The organism is Ureibacillus sp. FSL K6-0786, assembly GCF_037965165.1.
In the GTDB taxonomy this organism is placed as follows: Bacteria; Bacillota; Bacilli; order Bacillales_A; family Planococcaceae; genus Ureibacillus; species Ureibacillus thermosphaericus.
In genome coordinates, this window is sequence record NZ_CP150191.1 from 56429 (window position 1) to 76041 (window position 19613).

The window sequence follows — 19613 nt, forward strand, 5'->3', positions numbered from 1 at the left end:
TTAACCAACTCTCCCAACGGTGAAATAAAAGACGATAATGAACAAATTCACTAACAACGTAAATATCCAACTACTTGTTGAAAAATGAAGTTCTCTTGAAATGACTGCTGAATATCCATCTACACTTCTTGCATTTATCGCATTATTTAAGTCTTTCATTTCTTGAAATACCTTAATAAACAAAGCACTGATTATAAGTCCAATTGATTTGATAGAATTTAATAAAGAACTGTGACCTAACCTTGCTATTTGTGCAAGATAGATTGTCCTGCTGGAATCAAGAAATATAAATATAAATCGATACATTAATGCAATTAAATCCAATAAAGTAGTTGGTACTTTACAACACCTTAATCCATATAGAAAATCTTGAATCGTCGTAGATAAAATTAAAAAATACAAACAACTAATACTCGATAAAGCAACAACAAATAGCATCAATGCCATTTCAACACTCGTTATCGAAATTGAAATCGTGACGGGACCAATAATAGATTGAAAAATGGCACCTTCTATAGGGTTAGTTGAAAAATTGAGTAAAATGACTAGTATACTTGAAATTAGAAATACCACTGGAATAAGCAATAACTTCAAATATAGACGAATCGGAACTTTTCCGATTATTAAAGTAATAACTGTCATGATGCAAAATATGAATATGGATGTAAGAACATTTTGAAATACGATATTCAATATTAATGGAATAAGAGCAAATCCCATTTTTTCGATTGGGTGTTTATTTCTTAAAGGTGATTGATAAGCGAAATATTCTAACATTCTCATTTCTGTATCTCTGCATTTCCGCCCCTATTCCGGCCTCGCATATATCCTATAAAGTAACCAATGAACCCTGCACCGATTGCTCCTTGTAGTACGAATAATAAACTTTCTATTTCACCACTAGGAGGCTCCCAAATACTTGAAAACCATGGTTCATAGGATTGGTTCAGTGCTGTAATTAATTCTTCCGCTTCTCCGTCTGCACCACCATATTCTGCATCTCCGTTAAAAATCAGCGGGACAATCATTAAAAAAATGATCAAAATTAATAAAAGCATATTCTTTTTTAACATCTTACTTCACCTCCTGAGGTTTCTTTAGTACTTGAAGTAACTTTAATTCTCTTTCGTTGTATTTCAATAAGAAATTCATCACCATTACTGAAATCAATCCTTCAATAATTGCTAATGGTACCTGTGTAACAGCGAATACGCCAGCAAACTTTACAAATGAAGCGAAAATTCCACCAACTTCAGATGGAAAGGCTAGTGCAAGTTGAATAGATGTAATGACATATGTACCTAAATCTGCCAATGTTGCTGCTGAGAAAACTGCTAGAGTAAAGGGCAAACCGATCCTATTGAAGCCTTTAAATACTCCATAGGCGATAAAAGGTCCAGCAATCGCCATCGAAAACGCATTGGCGCCAAGCGTTGTTAAACCTCCATGGGCTAATAATAATGATTGGAATAATAACACGATGGTACCTAAAACACTCATTACAAATGGTCCAAATAATACGGTTCCTAACCCAACACCCGTAGGATGAGAACAACTTCCAGTAACCGAAGGAATTTTTAATGCGGATAATACAAAAGTGAATGCACCCGATAAACCTAGTAATAACTTCGTCTCAGCATTTCTCTTTACTAAACTACTCATTTTCTTTAATCCAATGATTAAAAAAGGGAATGTAAGGAGCCACCAAAATATTGCCCACTTGATTGGTAAAAAACCTTCCATGATATGCATAGCAAAAGCTGTATTAGGAATGGTTAATAATACTGCTAGAAAGTAAAGTATTTTGATTGAGACTTTCATAAAATTCCTCCTAAAATGAAAATTTGAAAATAAAAAAACACTGCCAAACTAGCAGTGTCCCACAATAAGACATAATAATCCAATCATGCCTATTCGTGTACCTATCCTCGTAGGACACTACCATCCACTCCATACGGCAGGTCTCCTGGCTTAGAGTCATCGCTACAAAATCGCCTTCCCGTTTGCACAGTGGCATTTGATTTTGAGCTCCTCTTCACAGTGGCGGGACCGCACTAGATTCTCACTAGTTTCCCTTTTAAGCTAATTTTCATTAGCACCGTATAGATTATTCAGTTGTTGAAATTTAGTTGAATTGTAGCATATTGTTTGAAAAATTTCTATATCTTTCTATAAATAAGACAAAATAATTACTAAATTCATATAATATTCATTACCTTTTGATATGAAATATTGTTAGAACCAATTTGAATTTTTGGAAAAATCGAAGTACAAACTGGGATTAGCTTGTGCTTCTAATGGTACGTAATTGGAAACTTTCACAATTATAGCGGAATATTTCCGTGTTTTTTCTTAGGTCTTGATTCTTCTTTATTTTCAAGCATTTCTAATCCTTGAATTAACTTAATGCGAGTTTCTCTTGGATCGATTACATCATCAACCATTCCAAGTGAAGCAGCAACATATGGATTAGCAAATTTTTCTTTATATTCCTCAATTTTTGCTTGGCGTGTAGCTTCCGGATCTTCTGAATTTGCAATTTCGTTCGCAAAGATGATGTTAGCAGCACCAGCAGCACCCATTACGGCTATCTCTGCATTTGGCCAAGCGAATACTAAATCTGCACCAATGGCTTTTGAATTTAGCGCAACGTATGCTCCACCATATGCTTTTCGTAAAATGACTGTAATTTTTGGAACGGTTGCTTCAGAATAAGCATATAAGATTTTAGCACCGTGACGAATGATACCGCCATGTTCCTGTTTAACGCCAGGGAAGAATCCTGATACGTCTTCAAATGTAATGATTGGAATATTGAATGCATCACAAGTGCGAATGAAACGGGCAGCTTTATCGGATGAGTCAATATCAAGACCACCTGCTAAGGCCTTTGGTTGGTTACAAACTAATCCAACAGATTGTCCAGCAATACGAGCAAATCCTACAACAATGTTTTTCGCAAATTCAGAATGCACTTCCATGAAGGAACCTTCATCCACCACTTGTTCAATGACTTTACGAACATCGTAAGGACGTGTAGGTTCAATTGGAACAACGTCAATTAATTCAGGACGCCAATCGTCTCCTTCAGGGCGTGGTAATTTTGGTGCTTTTTCTTTATTACTTTGTGGTAAATAGCTTAATAATCTCTTAATTTGTTCAATCGCTTCTTCTTCAGAAGGGGCGCGGAAATGAGCGTTACCGCTAATTGTGTTATGCACTTTTGAACCGCCTAAATCTTCTGATGAAATTTTTTCTCCTGTAACCGCTTCAATTACTTTCGGACCAGTAATGAACATTTGGGATGTTTTATCCACCATTAAAATAAAGTCTGTAATTGCTGGAGAATATACAGCACCGCCAGCACATGGACCCATAATCACAGAAATTTGTGGAATAACCCCAGAATAAATCGAGTTGCGATAGAAGATGTGGCCATAACCGTCTAATGATAATACTCCTTCTTGAATACGGGCACCTCCAGAGTCGTTGATACCGATGAATGGCGCTCCATTTTTTGCAGCCAAATCCATCACTGCAGCAATTTTTTTCGCGTGCATTTCTCCTAATGCACCACCGAATACTGTGAAATCTTGAGCAAATAAATAAACAGGACGGCCATTCACTTTACCGTATCCAGTTACAACACCGTCACCAGGGCCATTTTGTTCACCCATGCCGAAATCTGTTACTCTATGTTTTATAAATGGATTTATTTCAACGAAAGTGCCTTCATCCAGTAATAGATCAATACGTTCACGAGCTGTTAGCTTACCTTTTTCATGTTGCTTTTCAATGCGCTTGTCCCCACCGCCTAAATAAATCTCTCTTTTTCGGTCATACATTTCATCGATTTTATCTAACATATCCATGATTTCTTAACCCCTTTATCACTTTTTTTCATATAGTTCATATAAAACTCCAAAACTATCTTTTGGATGAATAAAGCATGCTTCAGCTCCCCCAGCTGCAGGTATAGGCTCTTCAGACAGAAGGCGAACTCCCTTTTCTTTTAATTCAGCCATTTTTTCTCGAATATTATCTACGCTAAAACAAATATGTTGAATTCCTTCTCCACGTTTTTGTATATGGTTATAAATCGCCCCTTCTTCACTTAAGGGTTGTAATAATTCAATATGTACATTCCCAGCATCGATAAATGCTACTCGTACATTTTGCGATGGAACCTCTTCAATTCTTTCTAATTTTAAACCTAAAACTTCAGTATAATATTTTACTGAATCGTCTAGGTTTTTTACTGCGATTCCAATATGATCGACTTTTTCCATCATGCCACCCCTTCTGTTATAGTACATAATCTATTGTAGCGAAATTACGAAATTTCCGCTACGTACTTGAGAAATTTTTCAGATTTGATAAACTAATCCTATGAAAAAAAGGAGAGAGCGAGAATATGAGCAACAAAAAATTTCAAAAAATTATAGTCTACGCGATGATTGCAATCATGTTACTTTCAACATTAGCATTCGGTTTATCATTCTTCTAACATTCTTTGCAGCGGTTACAAGATATGTAATCGCTTTTTTATTTTGAAAAAATGTATATCAACCAATAACACTGTACCACAACAGAAACAATTAAAAAAATTTGTTATAGAAATAAAATTAAATGATTTCTGAAAATATAGTAAGCAATTTCTCTATTCATGAAATGAATAAGTTAGAATCCGCAATACTTGATTGATACGAGTATGCGGATTCTATTTTTGGTTTAATTATACTTCATCGCAATATTCTTCAAAATTGGCTTGTAAATTTGTAATAACTGACATTACATCGTGTCCTTCTATTTCATGACGTCCTATATCAGCGACAACTTTTCCGTCCTTCAGTAAAACAAAAGCTGGTGATGAAGGAATATGTTCGTCTCCAAAATGCGCACGAGCAGCAGCCGTTGCTTCTTTATCTTGTCCAGCAAAAACCGTTACTAGATGATCTGGACGTTTATCATAATGAATTGCACTTGCCGCTGCAGGTCGCGCAATACCTCCTGCACAGCCGCATACAGAATTAATCATGACAAGAGTAGTTCCAGGACGTGCAAAGGCCTTTTCTACATCTTCTGGAGTTCTTAATTGCTCATATCCAGCATTCTCCATTTCAGCTCGTGCAGTGGTAATAATTTCTTGCATAAATAAATCGTAATCCATACTCATACATTTCAATCTCCTTTCAAGTATTAATTTTAACATAGAAGAAGGAAAAGTTAATTGCAAATACTTCAAAAGGATTCTCTGAAATGGTTTTATACATGGATTACAACCTAAACGCAGTTACTGATTGGGGAACAATTTGTGTATACCTTGCGTTACGGTTAATTTTCCTTGCAATATTTCTTCTTCCAGCTTTTTCACTAATTCTTTGTTTTCTTTATTACCAAAAAATGAATCAATTAGATGGTCGGTAATCATTGAATGGAACCAATCACTTGTTTGTTCCCTTCTTCTTGTGAACCAGTAGCTGGATTCTTTCATTTGTTTTTCAAACGATAAAATCATTTCCCAAACATCTTCCAATCCTGTTTTTTCATAGGATGAAACAGGAACAGTTTTTGATTCCCAACCTGGAGTTGACGGTTGTAAGAAATGCAGGATTTTCCTATATTCTTGAACGGTTTTTTTCGCTTTTTTTACATTGTCTCCATCAGCTTTATGGACAACAATACCATCTGCCAATTCCATAATGCCTTTTTTCAAGCCTTGTAATTCATCACCTGCGCCTGTTAAGACGAGAAGAAGGAAAAAGTCAACCATACCACGCACATACGTCTCACTTTGCCCTACTCCGACAGTCTCAATTAAAATAATATCGTATCCAGCTGCTTCACAAAGAAGCATCGTTTCCCGCGTTTTTTTATGAACACCGCCTAAGGTACCGGCACTTGGTGAAGGACGTACAAATGCGTTTTGATGACGGCTTAAATGTTCCATTCGTGTTTTATCCCCTAAAACGCTGCCGCCGGAAATGGTAGAACTAGGGTCTATTGCAAGAACGGCAACTTTTTTCCCCATCTCGCAAAGCATTGTACCAAACGCTTCAATAAAAGTGCTCTTACCTGCTCCGGGAACCCCCGTTATTCCAATCCGAATACTGTTTCCTGTAAAAGGTAATAATTCTTGCAATAAATTTTGAGCCAGCACCTTATGTTCATGATTGGAACTTTCAATTAAAGTAATTGCTTTTGAAAGCGAAGTGCGCTTTCCTCCGCGCACTTCACTCGCTAATTGCTTTATATCAACTTGTTGTTGCCGCTTTTTTCGAAATTTTTTTGGCGCAACATATGTCATTCCATCGTGTTTGCTTTCAATGCCTTTCATGACATGTAGTGCAGTCTCTTCTGCGTTTTTTTCGTCCATCATTCAGACACTTCCTCATAACCTAATCGACGATAGATTTCTTCAATAATTTTAATCGCTGCAACTGGGATTACTGTACCTGGTCCAAAGATTGCAGATACACCCTTATCGTATAGGAATTGGTAATCTTGAGCAGGGATTACACCTCCAACGACAACGATAATATCTCCTCTACCTAATTTTTCTAATTCTTCAATTAATTCAGGTACTAACGTTTTATGGCCTGCTGCTAAAGAAGAAACACCTACACAGTGCACGTCGTTTTCCACTGCCATTTGTGCCGCTTCTTGCGGTGTTAAGAATAGCGGTGAAATATCCACGTCAAATCCAAGATCAGCATAACCAGTAGCAACGACTTTTGCACCGCGGTCATGTCCGTCTTGTCCCATTTTCGCAATTAAAATACGCGGGCGACGACCTTCGTTTTCTAGGAATTCATCTGTCATTTGTTTTACTTCTTCAATTAATTCATTATCGGAGAAGTTAGATGAATATACACCTGAAATTGAACGGATAACTGCTTTATGGCGTCCGCAAACTTTTTCAATGGCATCGGAAATCTCACCAAGTGTCGCGCGAGCACGAGCAGCGTCAACTGCAACAGCAAGCATATTCTCTTCTCCTGTTTCTGCAGCTTTCGTTAAACGTTCAAGATGTCTTTGCACTTCTTCTTCATTTCTTTCTGCTTTCATTTTTTCAAGTCTTTCAATTTGTTTTTGACGAACTAGCGTATTATCAATATCTAAAATATCAATTGGTTCTTCAACGTCTAATTTGTATTTATTTACGCCAACAATCGTTTCCACTTTAGAGTCAATTTTTGCTTGGCGTCTTGCAGCAGATTCTTCTACTTTCATTTTTGGAAGACCTGTTTCAATCGCCTTAGCCATTCCACCCAGCTCTTCAATTTCTTTAATTAACTCCCAAGCTTTTTTCGTTAACTCATCTGTTAATTTTTCCACATAATAAGATCCGCCCCATGGATCGATGACTTTTGTCATAAGCGTTTCTTCTTGTAAGAATAATTGCGTATTACGTGCAATGCGAGCTGAGAAGTCTGTTGGAAGCGCAATCGCTTCATCCAAAGCATTCGTGTGTAAACTTTGCGTATGGCCCATCGCAGCAGCATTTGCTTCAATTAACGTACGAGTTACGTTGTTGAACGGATCTTGTTCTGTTAACGACCATCCAGAAGTTTGGGAGTGTGTACGTAAAGCTAAACTTTTCGGATTTTTTGGATTGAATGTGCTCATCATTTGTGCCCAAATTCTTCTAGCTGCACGCATTTTTGCTACTTCCATAAAGTAGTTCATACCAATGCCCCAGAAGAAGGACAATCGTGGAGCGAAGGAGTCAATGTCGATGCCAGCTTTAAGTCCTGTTCGTACATATTCCAATCCATCTGCTAACGTATATGCTAATTCAATGTCCGCCGTTGCACCAGCTTCTTGAATGTGATAGCCGGAAATAGAAATAGAGTTGAACTTAGGCATGTATTTACTTGTATATTCAAAAATGTCAGCAATAATTTTCATAGACATTTCTGGAGGATATATGTACGTATTACGTACCATATATTCTTTTAAAATGTCATTTTGAATCGTTCCAGCTAACTTGTCCGGTGTTACGCCTTGTTCTTCTGCTGCCACAATATAAAAGGCCATAATCGGAATAACAGCACCGTTCATTGTCATGGATACGGACATTTGATCGAGAGGAATGCCATCAAATAAGATTTTCATATCTTCAATGGAATCGATTGCAACCCCCGCTTTCCCCACATCTCCTTTAACACGTGGATGGTCGGAGTCATAACCACGGTGTGTAGGCAAATCAAAGGCAACCGATAAACCTTTTTGACCCATTGCTAAATTTCTGCGATAAAATGCATTCGATTCTTCTGCCGTTGAAAAACCTGCATATTGGCGAACAGTCCATGGACGGGCTACATACATTGTTGGATATGGCCCACGGGTATTTGGTGCGATTCCTGGGAAGTCTTGTAAATGTTTTACGTCTTTTATATCTTCATTCTTATAAAATTCTTTTACTTCAATTCCTTCATTTGTTTTAAATGTATGAGATGGTTGAATTTGTTCACTTTTTATTACATCTTGTATATTTACAGAATGAAAGTTTGGTTTCATTGTTGTTGTACCCCCTTCAAGCTTTCAAGAAGCGCAGTGAGCTTTTCCACAATATTTTGACCTGCAAAAATAAATCCGTTTAAACCTTGAGATAACCAGTCTGATTCTTCTTCTGGGAATTTCCCTGCAACATCTAAAATTAAGCCTTCTTTTCTACTTTCTAATAAAACTGGTACGATTTCTTTTGTTTGATCATTTGTAGCAGCAATCACTACATAATCAGCATCCGTTTGCTGTAACCAATTTTTTGCCTCTTCAATCGATTCAATTTCACCGGATTCTACAGGTACAACACCAGCTGTTGCGAAAAATCCTTCTACAAAGTCCGCTCGAGGTTTAAAGTCTTTTAATTTTCCGTAAGTGAGAATGCCGATTTTTGGATTTACTTGACTGTATTGCTCTCGAAGCATTTCAAATGGAATTGCTAAACGCTTAATATCTTTATATAACGGATTTGTTTCTGTTTGCAGCAGATCAGCTGGATTCGCATAAATGTTTGTACCAATTAACGAATGTTTTCTCGTTTCTACTTGACGAATACGCTCTTTATATACTTCTTCAATAGCTGATTGTAATTTTCCGGATTTTTCGAATTCGTCAATGCCACCTGCTTCTTGAATTTGAAGGAATAATTCCCAAGCTTTTTCTACATATTCTGCCGTTAAAGTTTCTATGAAATATGAACCGCCTGCAGGGTCAAGAACATCATCAACAAATGATTCTTCTTTTAACACTAACACGACATTTCGTGCAATACGAACGGATTGTTCAGTCGGTTTTGTTAATACATCGTATGGGTGAACAGTAATGGCATCTGCTCCTCCGATTAACGCAGCAAAGGCTTCATTACCAGCACGGAGTAAATTTACGTAAATATCGTATTTAGAGAAACTGCGTAATGATGTTTCCACCAATACTGGAACTGGAACTGCTTCCGCATTGTATGCCGTTGCAAAGGCTTTCCATAAAACTTTAAAGGCACGCAATTTTGCAATTTCTTGGAAAAAATAAGTATCAATTGCAAAATTTACGAAAAATTTATTTGCAAAGGATTCAAAGGATTCAGACTTCTCGGCATATTTTGCCGCTTGAGCTAGCGCAAGAGCAAGTTCTTGTACAATATGTGCACCATCGTTATGATAAGGAACTGTATTTGCCGCAAAAGTCCGAACCATCGGAAAATCATCAAGCGTAATTGCTTCTTTTGTAAGAACAAATCCTCTAACTTTTACACGATCAGATTCTTGAATTTTTGAAAATACATTTAAAATCTTGTTTTCGTGTACGATTAATTTAAATGGATACTCAATTAAGTAATTAGCTAATTGAGTTAAAGCCTCTTCGTCCCATTCAAGGATTCTACTATCGATTGTAATGTAACCATTACCGCGATTAACACTATCTTTTATTTTATCAAAGAATTCTTTTGTATTTTCAGCATAAATTGTTTGGGCAGCTTGAACAGATTTTGTAGAATTTAGCGCACGAATCGTGTTTACTTGTTTTTCTAATTGGTCCCCTAATTTTTCCACCAACATTTGTTGTGTATATAACGGTTGTATTGTAACCCCTTCAATTGTTTTAGTAAAGAGTGATTCAAATGGCTTCCCCTTTAAAGATTTTATAGCTGTTTCTTTCCACTCTTCATAACTTGCGGATGGAAAATCGATCTCATGCATGTTGTTTGACATAGACTTCGCTAAACAGCTTCCCCCTTTTCATCAAATTATAAATTTTTATAATATTTATAATACATTAGAAACCGCTACCAATAAAGTATAAAAATTAAAGAAAGCCTTGATTTACAAGGCTTTCTAGCACTTTTAATAAATATTCTTTTCATAATAATTTGTATTTTCGAGAATATCTTTTACTCTATTTAGAAATTTCCCACAAATGTAACCGTCTAAAATTCGATGGTCAATTGACAAGCATAAATTCACCATATCGCGAATTGCAATCATATTATTAATAACGACTGGTCTTTTTACAATGGATTCCACTTGTAAGATCGCCGCTTGAGGGTAATTGATAATACCCATTGATTGTACAGAACCGAATGAGCCCGTATTATTTACAGTAAATGTTCCACCTTGTATTTGATCACTCTTTAATTTTCCGCTTCGAACACTTTGAGACAATTCATTAATTTCTTTTGCAATCCCTTTAATGGATTTGTCATCTGCATTTTTGATTACCGGAACAAATAGGGCATCGTCTGTCGCAACAGCAATTGAAATGTTAATATCTTTCTTCTGAATAATTTTATCTCCAGCCCAAACAGAGTTAAGCATTGGATACTCTTTTAATGCTTGAGCAACAGCGTTGACAAAGAATGCAAAATATGTGATGTTGAATCCTTCTTTTTCTTTAAATTGTTTTTTAATGGAATCACGATATTGTACAAGATTTGTTACATCTACTTCCATCATCAACCAAGCATGTGGAATTTCATGCTTACTTCTCACCATATTGTTAGCGATTGTACGACGAAGGCCGGATACTGGAATTTCCACATCACCTGCTTGTTTCTCAATGTGAATTGGTTTTGGTTGTACTGGTGATGGCGACGGACTTGTTTCTTGAGTTTGAACAGGCTCTTGTACTTGTCGTTCAACGGACGGTACGTTTCCATCCTTCATTGACTCAATAAAGTTTAGAACGTCTTTACGCGTAATGCGACCATTTAATCCTGTACCAGTTACCTGTTCTAAGTCTATATTGTGTTCGCTCGCTAATCTCAATACAGCTGGAGAATATCGATTTTTTTGTTTTGGAATGTTTTCCCCATAATTTGGTTCATTCACTTTTACTTTCACAGGTTCTTTCGTCGCATTGCGAATGGCTTCACTTATATTTGATGATTCTTTTTCCTCAACTACTTCAATCGTACAAATCACCGTTCCTACCGGATACGTCTCGCCTTCTTTACCAATTAATTCCTTGATAATGCCCGTGTAGGATGAAGGTACTTCCGCATTTACTTTATCCGTTAAAACTTCCGCTATAGGATCGTATTTATTTACATGATCTCCAGGTTTAACAAGCCATTTTTCAATTGTTCCTTCTGTAACACTTTCTCCTAATTGAGGCATGATAATTTTTTCAACTGACATACGTATCCCCCTTAAAAAGCGGCTAATTCCCGCATAGCCCGTTCAATTTTTTCAGGATTGATCATGAAAAATCTTTCCATCGTTGGTGCATATGGCATAGCTGGAACATCCGGACCCGCTAATCTCATGATTGGTGCATCCAAGTCAAATAAGCAGTTTTCGGAAATGATGGCTGCAACTTCGCTCATGATGCTACCTTCTTTATTATCTTCCGTAACGAGAAGTACTTTTCCAGTACGGCTTGCGGCTTCAATGATTGCTTCTTTATCCAGTGGATATACCGTACGTAAATCTAAAATGTGCGCTTCTATTCCGTCGTCATGAAGGCGCTCAGCTGCTTGAAGGGCATAATTGACACAAAGTCCATAAGTAATAACAGTAATGTCGTCCCCTTCTCTTTTTACGTCTGCTTTACCGATTGGCAACACGTAATCATCAAGCGGCACTTCTCCCTTGATTAATCGATATGCCCGTTTATGTTCAAAGAATAAAACTGGATCTTCATCCCGAATACTTGCTTTTAGTAATCCTTTTGCATCATATGGAGTGGAAGGGATGACAATTTTTAACCCTGGTGTATTGGCAAATAGTGCTTCCACAGATTGGGAATGATATAACGCACCGTGGATACCACCACCATATGGAGCACGAACAACAAGCGGACAGCTCCAATCATTATTTGAACGATATCGGATCTTGGCTGCTTCAGAGACAATTTGGTTAACAGCCGGCAAAATGAAATCTGCGAATTGCATTTCAGCGATTGGACGCATTCCTACCATTGCAGCTCCAATGGCTACACCGGCAATTGCGCTTTCTGCTAGAGGCGTATCTAAAACGCGCCATTCACCAAATTGTTCATACAATCCTTGAGTAGCTTTAAATACTCCACCTTTTTTACCAACGTCTTCTCCTAAAATAAAAACGTTTTCATCTCTTTCCATTTCTTCTTTCATCGCCAAATTAATCGCTTCAATAAAAGACATTACCGCCATCTTATTCATCCCCTTCCCAATAAACATATTTCAACGCATGTTCTGGGGGAGCATAAGGTGCTTTTTCTGCATAATCTGTCGCATCATTCACAATTGCCATCACTTTGTCATTTATTTCTTCTAGAGTTTCTTTCGTTGCGACATTTGTATCGATTAAGTAGTTACCAAATAACAGCAACGGATCGTTTGCTTTCCCTTCTGCTACTTCCTCCCTAGAACGATATTTGTCATCATCATCGGAAGAGTGGCTCGTTAATCGATAAGTTACTGCTTCGATTAAGCTCGGACCTTCACCTCTAAGTGCACGATCAACGGCTTCTTTCATCACTTTATAAACAGCTAAAGGATTTTTGCCATCAACGGAAGCACCGTGCATTCCATATCCAATAGCTCTGTCAGCCACGCGACCGCCCAATTGTTTTTCAACTGGTACAGAGATGGCATATTTATTGTTCTCTACCATGATGATAACTGGCAATTTATGAACGCCAGCAAAGTTTGCTCCTTCATGGAAGTCACCTTGGTTTGTGGAACCTTCTCCCAATGTTACAAAAGAAACTAATTCTTTGTTTTGTAATTTTCCTGCTAAAGCAACTCCTACAGCATGTGGTACTTGAGTTGCTACTGGAGATGATCCAGTTAAGATTCGATTCTTTTTATAACCAAAATGTCCAGGCATTTGTCTACCACCGGAGTTTGGATCTTCTGCTTTCGCAAACGCAGACAACATTAAATCCCTTGGTGTCATCCCAAAATGCAACACAACTCCCATATCACGGTAATATGGTGCAATATAATCCCTTGTTGGATTTAACGCAAAGGCAGCCCCTACTTGAGCAGCTTCATGGCCTTGACAAGAAATAACGAATGGAATTTTCCCAGCTCGGTTTAGTAACCACATACGTTCATCAAGTCTACGAGCTAAAAGCATTGTTTCATACATTTGTAACACATCGTTGTCTGATAAGCCTAATTGTGCATGATGTAAGTCGGACATTGATACACTCCCCTTTCACAAAACAATTCTCATCATATATGAATCGCTTTTCCATCAACCGCTAAAGCAGCTTCATTTAAAATTTCGCTTAATGATGGATGCGGATGGATGGTTTCGCCGATTTCCCAAGGTGTTGCATCTAAAGTTAATCCTAATGCAGCTTCTGAAATTAAATTCGTTACATGCGGACCAATCATATGCACACCGAGTAAATCATCTGTTTCTCGATCTGCTATGACTTTAACAAAACCTTCTGTTTCACCATATACCACTGCTTTTCCAATTCCCTTAAATGGAAAGGTTCCTATTTTCACATCGTAATTTAACGATTTTGCCTCATCTTCAGTTAACCCAATGCTTGCAACCTCTGGGAATGAATATACGCATCTTGGAATGTTTCGGTAATTAATTGCTTTTTTCTTTCCGGATGCAATATGTTCCACCGCAATAATCCCTTCGTGAGAGGCCACATGGGCAAGCTGAACACCACCAATGCAATCTCCTATAGCGTATATATGTTTTTCTTTCGTTTGGTAAACATCATTTACTTTGATAAAGGAAGAATCCGTTTCAATCTCAGTATTTTCCAACCCTAAATTTTCAATATTTCCAATGCGGCCTATTGAAATTAACATTTTCTCCGCTTCAAATTTCTTTTCTTCACCGTTCACGTTTGCGTTAATTGTTACCGAATTATCACCTTTTACGATGGATGAAGGGGAGATTTCGGCTTTCGTCACGATGTTAATACCGCGTTTTATAAGCTGTTTTTCCATTTCTTTTGATATGGCTATATCTTCATTTGGCAAAATGCGATCTGCATATTCTAAAATTGTTACTTTCACGCCAAAATCGCTTAAACAAGAAGCCCATTCAATGCCAATTACACCGCCACCGATTATAATCATGGATGCTGGAAGCTCTTCCATTTCCAATATTTGATCGGAATTTAAAATCATTGTCCCATCATATTCAATTCCGTTAAATGGACGTGGCTTGGCTCCAGTTGCGATGATGATATTTTTAGGCAACAGCATTTCATTTTCAGACCCATCATTCATCTCAACTGATACCGTTCCCCCTGCCATTGGAGAAAATATGGATGGTCCTAAAAGTCTTGCAGTTCCGTAATAGCAATCAATTTTTCCTTTTTTCATTAACCCTTTGATACCTTGATGTAACTGTTCAATTACACTTTTTTTTCGTTCTTGTAATTGTTGAAGATTAAATTGAATGTTTGAAATTTGGATTCCATATTCTTTTGCATTACTAGCATCACGATACATTTCCGCACTTCGTAAGAATGTTTTCGTTGGAATGCACCCTCTATGAAGGCAAGTACCACCTAATTTTTCTTTTTCAACGATGGCAGTCTTTAAACCTAATTGCGCTGCTTTTATTGCTGCAACGTATCCCCCAGTTCCTCCACCAATAATGACTAAATCATATTCTCGAGCCAAAGCCATCCCTCCAAATCAATTTCATCTATAGCGAAATTATTTTTGTCTTCTACTTAAGATGTTTTTTTCCTTTTGTAAAAATTGTTTTCTTGATTTTAGTACACTGTTAATTCTTTCTTCAGCCAAACGATTAGCAGCTAAATAAGTTGGGATGTTTTCATCTTTTGAAATTTTAAAAATTTTTGTTAAAGAATCATAAATTGTTTCTACTCGTTTCATTGCTCTTTCTCTGTTATATCCGTAAAGTTCATCTGCAACATTAATTACTCCACCAGCATTAATTACATAATCTGGTGCATAAATGATTCCTTTTTCATGAAGAATTTGCCCGTGGCGAGATTCTTTTAACTGGTTGTTTGCACATCCAGCGATGACTTTTGCTTTTAATTGCGGTATCGTTTCATCGTTAATGATTGCACCAAGTGCACATGGTGAGAAAATATCAACATCTTGTTTGTAAATCTCATTCGGACTTACCGCAACTGCACCAAAGTCATTGACAGCTCGCTCTATTGCTTTTTCATTAATATCCGTGACAATCAGTTTTGCGCCTTCTTCATGCAAGTATTTACACAAGTTATATGCAACATTACCTAATCCTTGAACAGCAATTGTTTTGCCTTTTAGGCTATCATCTCCAAATGCTTCTTTAGCACTTGCTTTCATTCCCAAATAAACTCCGTAAGCGGTTACAGGAGATGGGTTACCAGATGAACCAAATGAAGGTGATACACCTGTTACATAATCTGTTTCTTCATAAATCAAGTCCATATCTTCAACAGTTGTACCAACATCTTCTGCTGTAATATAACGACCATTTAAACTTTGAATAAATCGTCCTAACGCGCGGAACATTTCTTCGTTTTTGTCTTTAGCTGGATCACCAATAATTACTGTTTTACCACCGCCAAGATTTAAGCCACTTACTGCATTTTTGTACGTCATACCTCTAGCAAGTCTCAATGCATCCTCGATGGCTTCTTCTTCAGATTGATAAGGCCACATGCGAGCGCCACCTAATGCTGGTCCAAGCGTTGTATCATGGATTGCGATAATCGCTTTTAATCCAGAATTTTTGTCCTGACAAAATACCAATTGTTCATAATCATATTTTTCCATGTACTTAAAGATTTCCATTCAAAAAACCTCCCTAAAAATATAATGGAGTAAAATCTCTAAAATTAGCGACAAATTTTCTACAATTTGCACTATTTTACTTTACAATACTTTTTATTTTTTAATTTATCAACTAGAAATATTGAAAAATATACTTTTCCTAATTTTCTGATTTTTTGTACTATTAAAAATTATAATTCTAATATAATTTTTATGACAAAAATGTGCAAAAGATTAGCAATTTTTTGTCGAAACTTGACACTATTTCTTGGCGATGTAAAATTGAATTAATTGCGAAGGAGGTTATTTCATGGCCCGATTAATTGCCTTTATCATTTTATTGATTCCCGCATTAATTGCTGGTGCAGGTATCAAGTTTATGCGCGATACTCTATACGGCATATTAAATTCCCCTTTTCCTTGGTTATGGTTCCAATTTCTTATAGGTCTTATCTTTAGCATCATCGGAATTGGATTTTTTGCGGGCTATTTATTGCATCGAGATCGAAAAAGGGGAAGAGTGGCTCCAAGGTTTCAAAAAAAGGATGAAACAAAAGAAATTAAACAATAGATTATTATATAAATAAAGCGTTCAATGAGAGACAAGTCCCTCCACTGAACGCTTTTTTATATATTTAATTCGCCAAATTCCAGTAAAAATTTCCCTTTTGTTGTCTTCGTTATTAAGGACGATTGTTTCCCTATTTGGATATAAGTACCAGGATACGCTTCTTTTTTAACAATGATTTCCTCTTTGCCGATGGATTTTATCGCTGCAATCATCTCTTGAATTTCATTGTCCAATTCAATTACTTGCTGCTTCTTATCTTCCAATACTTCTTTCATTTCTTTATAAACCTTCGCTTGAGCAGGTGTTAGCCGATTTTTTAATGCTGCTAGTTTCTCTATCTTTTCAGATAATTTCTCCATTTCTTCTTGTGTCGACTTTAATAATGCTGCTTTTTCTTGAATAATCTTGTAACCTTCTTGCCGATTCACTGATTGGATAATTAATTCCGTCCGCCTTTCCATCCGGTTACCCGATATAGCGGTCACAATAGTGTTTCTCGCAATTGCCTTGCCACCAATAATTTTTCCTTTCCGCTCATCCACTAATATCGAATCAGCTTGCAATGAGGAGTTTAAAGAATAAAACCCGATGACAATATTTTTTTTCGCATATAAATTTGCTTCATTGACATGTTTTACGTAAATGTTGCCACCAGCTTTTACAGTTGTTTGACCTAATCCAAATATACCACCTTTTATGTAAATATCTCCTTCTCTAGATTGGATTAATTTCGCACCTGTAACACCTTCTGTACCCTCAATGGAAATATCACCCGTTGCAATGACACTAAAACCTTTTTGAACAGTTCCACTAATGCTAATTGAACCATCAAATTCAAGATTTCCTGTCTCTAACCCAACATCTCCATCGATTGGCAAATGATTATTAATCATTAATAATCCTTGTCTTTCCTCTACAACGCCTTTATTTAATGCCCGAATGACAATTTTTCCATCCTCTTCTACTTCATATGCAGATTTACGATCATACTTTAATGGTATATCTTTACCTGGAGGAGCTGGAATTTCTTCTCCGTAAACATTTTTTCCATTTATACCAGGTTGGGCGGGGATTTTCTCTCCTAACCAGTCATTTTCATTGATTTCAAATATAAAATTCATATCAAAATAATCAGCTTTTCCATCTTCCCTTATGACAGGTTTTCTCTCCGGAATCTTTATGTATGTAACCTGTGCATCTTCACCTTTAATTGGTTCCGTTCCTTCAGCAATTACAATTGGTTTCCCGATAGTAATCGATTCTAGATTAAGCTCTTTTATTCCATGGACAATCTGTCTTTGAGTCAATATGTCATTTAGTTCTTTTTGAAATTGACTTGGATTTTCCAAAATGGTTGATTCATAAACAATAAGATGGGCTGTCATCTTATCTTTTGATACTTCAATTTCCATTGGAGGCAACCAGTAACCAATTTCGACAGGATTCGACGCTTCTTCTTGTAGAGATTTTTTTAAATTCGAAAAATTTGACAGTTTCATTCGAGTAAGAGAGCCTAATATTTCATCGAATTGTTTAATTGGAAAACCCTTTTTATAGTTTTGAATATAAACTTTACCATTTTCTTCGATTAACTCAAAATAATCATTGGAAAATATACGCACTTATGCTCACCTCTTGTACTATAATATAATTTTTTTATTTAAAGTGTAATACCTTTTATAAAATTAATACGATAAAGTAATAAAAAGTCACCTCAATAAAGAGGTGACAATTGGACGGAAAAGCTATTGTTAATAATAATATGACAATGACAGAAAATACGATTATGAAGCCACTAGTTCAATACGAATTTTATCAGCAATCATGGCAATAAACTCGCTGTTTGTAGGTTTTGATTTTAAATGATGGACTGTATATCCAAACATTTGAGAGATGGATTCATAATTTCCACGGTTCCATGCAACTTCAATGGCATGACGGATTGCTCTTTCAACACGAGAAGGAGTTGTACCAAATTTCTTTGCAATTTCCGGATATAAAATTTTTGTAACAGAACCTAACAATTCAATATCGTGATACACCATTTGAATAGCTTCACGTAAATATGCATAGCCTTTGATATGCGCAGGTACGCCAATTTCCTTAATAATTGATGTAATCGTAGTATCCAATTGTCTCTGATTCACTTTTCCATTTGGTTCAGGCTGTAACACACTTTGTCTCTTGACAGTTTCACGCTTTTGGCCTGCGCAATGCAAAATTTTCTGAACGAGCTGATCAAACTCAAAAGGCTTTAACATAAAATAGGAAGCCCCGTATGTAACAGCCTGTTTCATTACATCTTCTTGTCCAAATGCCGTCAACATAATGACTTGAGTATCGCGAAAACGATCATTTTTATACATTTCTTGAAGAACGCCTAAACCATCTAAATGGGGCATAATAATGTCCAACAACAAAATGTCTGGGTTATATTCTTCTAACATATTTAGACACAATTTACCGTTTGAAGCAGTTGCAACTATTTCAATGTCTGGATGATTTTCAAAGTATTGTTCCATTGTTCTCACTAAATCTCGGTTATCATCGGCGATTGCAACTCTAATTTTCGTCATGTAAAATCCCCCTTATAGCCTTCTCCCTAATATTGCATTTTTAATACTTATATGTCATAGTTTCGGTTTACTTGACACTATTCTTTTCGACATTTTATCGGAAAAACCTTTATCGAATATAAAAATGAGAAGGTAGTCGTAATCTTTCTGTATACTTTGACAAAAATCACCATTTATTTCTAATTGCATTTTTTCGTCATACAATGTTTTTAATTTGATTATCAAAAAAAGACTATACCAAAATGTTGGCATAGTCTTT

Annotated in this window: 18 protein-coding genes and 1 riboswitch; of the genes, 2 read left to right on the forward strand and 16 right to left on the reverse strand. The window is 36.5% G+C overall.

Translation table 11 applies throughout. The features are described from left to right. From cbiQ to mce, 5 genes are all read right to left on the reverse strand, one after another. Positions 1-783, reverse strand: coding sequence for a cobalt ECF transporter T component CbiQ (cbiQ, locus tag NSQ18_RS00310; protein ID WP_168412202.1), 783 nt, complete (start codon positions 781-783; stop codon positions 1-3). After that, complete coding sequence (locus NSQ18_RS00315; protein ID WP_016837776.1) at positions 780-1073, reverse strand: energy-coupling factor ABC transporter substrate-binding protein; 294 nt, start codon at positions 1071-1073, stop codon at positions 780-782. The genes cbiQ and NSQ18_RS00315 overlap by 4 nt, the downstream gene beginning before the upstream one ends. A 1-nt stretch (position 1074) precedes the next feature. Further along, positions 1075-1821 carry an energy-coupling factor ABC transporter permease gene (locus NSQ18_RS00320; protein WP_339288548.1) on the reverse strand — a complete coding sequence of 249 codons (747 nt, stop codon included), beginning with the start codon at positions 1819-1821 and terminating at the stop codon, positions 1075-1077. Positions 1822-1938: 117 nt separating this feature from the next. Then, positions 1939-2118: riboswitch (cobalamin riboswitch) on the reverse strand. A 206-nt stretch (positions 2119-2324) separates the two neighbouring features. Next, complete coding sequence (locus tag NSQ18_RS00325) at positions 2325-3872, reverse strand: carboxyl transferase domain-containing protein (RefSeq protein WP_016837774.1); 1548 nt, start codon at positions 3870-3872, stop codon at positions 2325-2327. Between the two features lie 18 nt (positions 3873-3890). Next, entirely contained in the window at positions 3891-4289 is a 399-nt protein-coding gene (gene mce / locus NSQ18_RS00330; RefSeq protein ID WP_016837773.1) for a methylmalonyl-CoA epimerase, read from the reverse strand. A gap of 125 nt (positions 4290-4414) precedes the next feature. Between mce and prli42 the strand changes: the two genes are divergently transcribed. Continuing rightward, a complete protein-coding gene (prli42, locus tag NSQ18_RS00335; RefSeq protein ID WP_016837772.1) occupies positions 4415-4507 on the forward strand; it encodes a stressosome-associated protein Prli42 in 93 nt (30 codons plus the stop codon). A 228-nt stretch (positions 4508-4735) separates the two neighbouring features. Here the strand turns inward: prli42 and NSQ18_RS00340 are convergent, their stop codons facing one another. The 9 genes from NSQ18_RS00340 to NSQ18_RS00380 all read right to left on the reverse strand — a co-directional run bounded on the left by NSQ18_RS00340 (position 4736) and on the right by NSQ18_RS00380 (position 16228). Further along, positions 4736-5176 (reverse strand): BrxA/BrxB family bacilliredoxin, encoded by a 441-nt coding sequence (locus NSQ18_RS00340; protein WP_016837771.1) that lies wholly within the window; start codon positions 5174-5176, stop codon positions 4736-4738. A gap of 117 nt (positions 5177-5293) precedes the next feature. Then, positions 5294-6379 carry a methylmalonyl Co-A mutase-associated GTPase MeaB gene (gene meaB / locus NSQ18_RS00345; protein ID WP_016837770.1) on the reverse strand — a complete coding sequence of 362 codons (1086 nt, stop codon included), beginning with the start codon at positions 6377-6379 and terminating at the stop codon, positions 5294-5296. After that, entirely contained in the window at positions 6376-8523 is a 2148-nt protein-coding gene (gene scpA / locus NSQ18_RS00350; RefSeq protein WP_339288552.1) for a methylmalonyl-CoA mutase, read from the reverse strand. The genes meaB and scpA overlap by 4 nt, the downstream gene beginning before the upstream one ends. After that, a complete protein-coding gene (locus tag NSQ18_RS00355; protein WP_026019027.1) occupies positions 8520-10214 on the reverse strand; it encodes a methylmalonyl-CoA mutase family protein in 1695 nt (564 codons plus the stop codon). The genes scpA and NSQ18_RS00355 overlap by 4 nt, the downstream gene beginning before the upstream one ends. Positions 10215-10346: 132 nt before the next feature. Then, a complete protein-coding gene (locus NSQ18_RS00360; RefSeq protein ID WP_016837767.1) occupies positions 10347-11639 on the reverse strand; it encodes a dihydrolipoamide acetyltransferase family protein in 1293 nt (430 codons plus the stop codon). An 11-nt stretch (positions 11640-11650) separates the two neighbouring features. Beyond that, positions 11651-12634, reverse strand: a complete 984-nt coding sequence (locus tag NSQ18_RS00365; RefSeq protein WP_016837766.1) for an alpha-ketoacid dehydrogenase subunit beta — start codon at positions 12632-12634, stop codon at positions 11651-11653. Position 12635: 1 nt separating this feature from the next. Then, positions 12636-13631, reverse strand: a complete 996-nt coding sequence (locus NSQ18_RS00370; RefSeq protein WP_016837765.1) for a thiamine pyrophosphate-dependent dehydrogenase E1 component subunit alpha — start codon at positions 13629-13631, stop codon at positions 12636-12638. A gap of 32 nt (positions 13632-13663) precedes the next feature. Continuing rightward, entirely contained in the window at positions 13664-15091 is a 1428-nt protein-coding gene (lpdA, locus tag NSQ18_RS00375; protein WP_016837764.1) for a dihydrolipoyl dehydrogenase, read from the reverse strand. Between the two features lie 36 nt (positions 15092-15127). Further along, positions 15128-16228, reverse strand: coding sequence for a Glu/Leu/Phe/Val dehydrogenase dimerization domain-containing protein (locus tag NSQ18_RS00380; RefSeq protein ID WP_016837763.1), 1101 nt, complete (start codon positions 16226-16228; stop codon positions 15128-15130). Between the two features lie 289 nt (positions 16229-16517). On the opposite strand from NSQ18_RS00380, the gene NSQ18_RS00385 reads away from it, so the two are divergent. Further along, complete coding sequence (locus NSQ18_RS00385) at positions 16518-16778, forward strand: DUF2627 domain-containing protein (protein ID WP_016837762.1); 261 nt, start codon at positions 16518-16520, stop codon at positions 16776-16778. Positions 16779-16834: 56 nt separating this feature from the next. Here NSQ18_RS00385 and NSQ18_RS00390 read toward each other — a convergent pair whose 3' ends face one another. Together NSQ18_RS00390 and spo0A are read right to left on the reverse strand one after the other, a co-directional pair. Next, positions 16835-18400, reverse strand: coding sequence for a FapA family protein (locus NSQ18_RS00390; RefSeq protein ID WP_016837761.1), 1566 nt, complete (start codon positions 18398-18400; stop codon positions 16835-16837). 162 nt (positions 18401-18562) lie between these two features. Further along, on the reverse strand, positions 18563-19354 hold the full coding sequence (gene spo0A / locus NSQ18_RS00395) for a sporulation transcription factor Spo0A (protein WP_016837760.1): 792 nt from the start codon (positions 19352-19354) through the stop codon (positions 18563-18565). Between the last annotated feature and the right edge of the window lie 259 nt (positions 19355-19613).

Excerpts from the sequence above, each read along its gene's own strand:
- cbiQ (WP_168412202.1), bottom strand. The coding sequence starts at position 783 with ATGAGAATGTTAGAATATTTCGCTTATCAATCACCTTTAAGAAATAAA.
- NSQ18_RS00315 (WP_016837776.1), bottom strand. The coding sequence starts at position 1,073 with ATGTTAAAAAAGAATATGCTTTTATTAATTTTGATCATTTTTTTAATG.
- NSQ18_RS00320 (WP_339288548.1), bottom strand. The coding sequence starts at position 1,821 with ATGAAAGTCTCAATCAAAATACTTTACTTTCTAGCAGTATTATTAACC.
- NSQ18_RS00325 (WP_016837774.1), bottom strand. The coding sequence starts at position 3,872 with ATGGATATGTTAGATAAAATCGATGAAATGTATGACCGAAAAAGAGAG.
- mce (WP_016837773.1), bottom strand. The coding sequence starts at position 4,289 with ATGGAAAAAGTCGATCATATTGGAATCGCAGTAAAAAACCTAGACGAT.
- prli42 (WP_016837772.1), top strand. The coding sequence starts at position 4,415 with ATGAGCAACAAAAAATTTCAAAAAATTATAGTCTACGCGATGATTGCA.
- NSQ18_RS00340 (WP_016837771.1), bottom strand. The coding sequence starts at position 5,176 with ATGAGTATGGATTACGATTTATTTATGCAAGAAATTATTACCACTGCA.
- meaB (WP_016837770.1), bottom strand. The coding sequence starts at position 6,379 with ATGATGGACGAAAAAAACGCAGAAGAGACTGCACTACATGTCATGAAA.
- scpA (WP_339288552.1), bottom strand. The coding sequence starts at position 8,523 with ATGAAACCAAACTTTCATTCTGTAAATATACAAGATGTAATAAAAAGT.
- NSQ18_RS00355 (WP_026019027.1), bottom strand. The coding sequence starts at position 10,214 with ATGTCAAACAACATGCATGAGATCGATTTTCCATCCGCAAGTTATGAA.
- NSQ18_RS00360 (WP_016837767.1), bottom strand. The coding sequence starts at position 11,639 with ATGTCAGTTGAAAAAATTATCATGCCTCAATTAGGAGAAAGTGTTACA.
- NSQ18_RS00365 (WP_016837766.1), bottom strand. The coding sequence starts at position 12,634 with ATGGCGGTAATGTCTTTTATTGAAGCGATTAATTTGGCGATGAAAGAA.
- NSQ18_RS00370 (WP_016837765.1), bottom strand. The coding sequence starts at position 13,631 with ATGTCCGACTTACATCATGCACAATTAGGCTTATCAGACAACGATGTG.
- NSQ18_RS00380 (WP_016837763.1), bottom strand. The coding sequence starts at position 16,228 with ATGGAAATCTTTAAGTACATGGAAAAATATGATTATGAACAATTGGTA.
- NSQ18_RS00385 (WP_016837762.1), top strand. The coding sequence starts at position 16,518 with ATGGCCCGATTAATTGCCTTTATCATTTTATTGATTCCCGCATTAATT.
- spo0A (WP_016837760.1), bottom strand. The coding sequence starts at position 19,354 with ATGACGAAAATTAGAGTTGCAATCGCCGATGATAACCGAGATTTAGTG.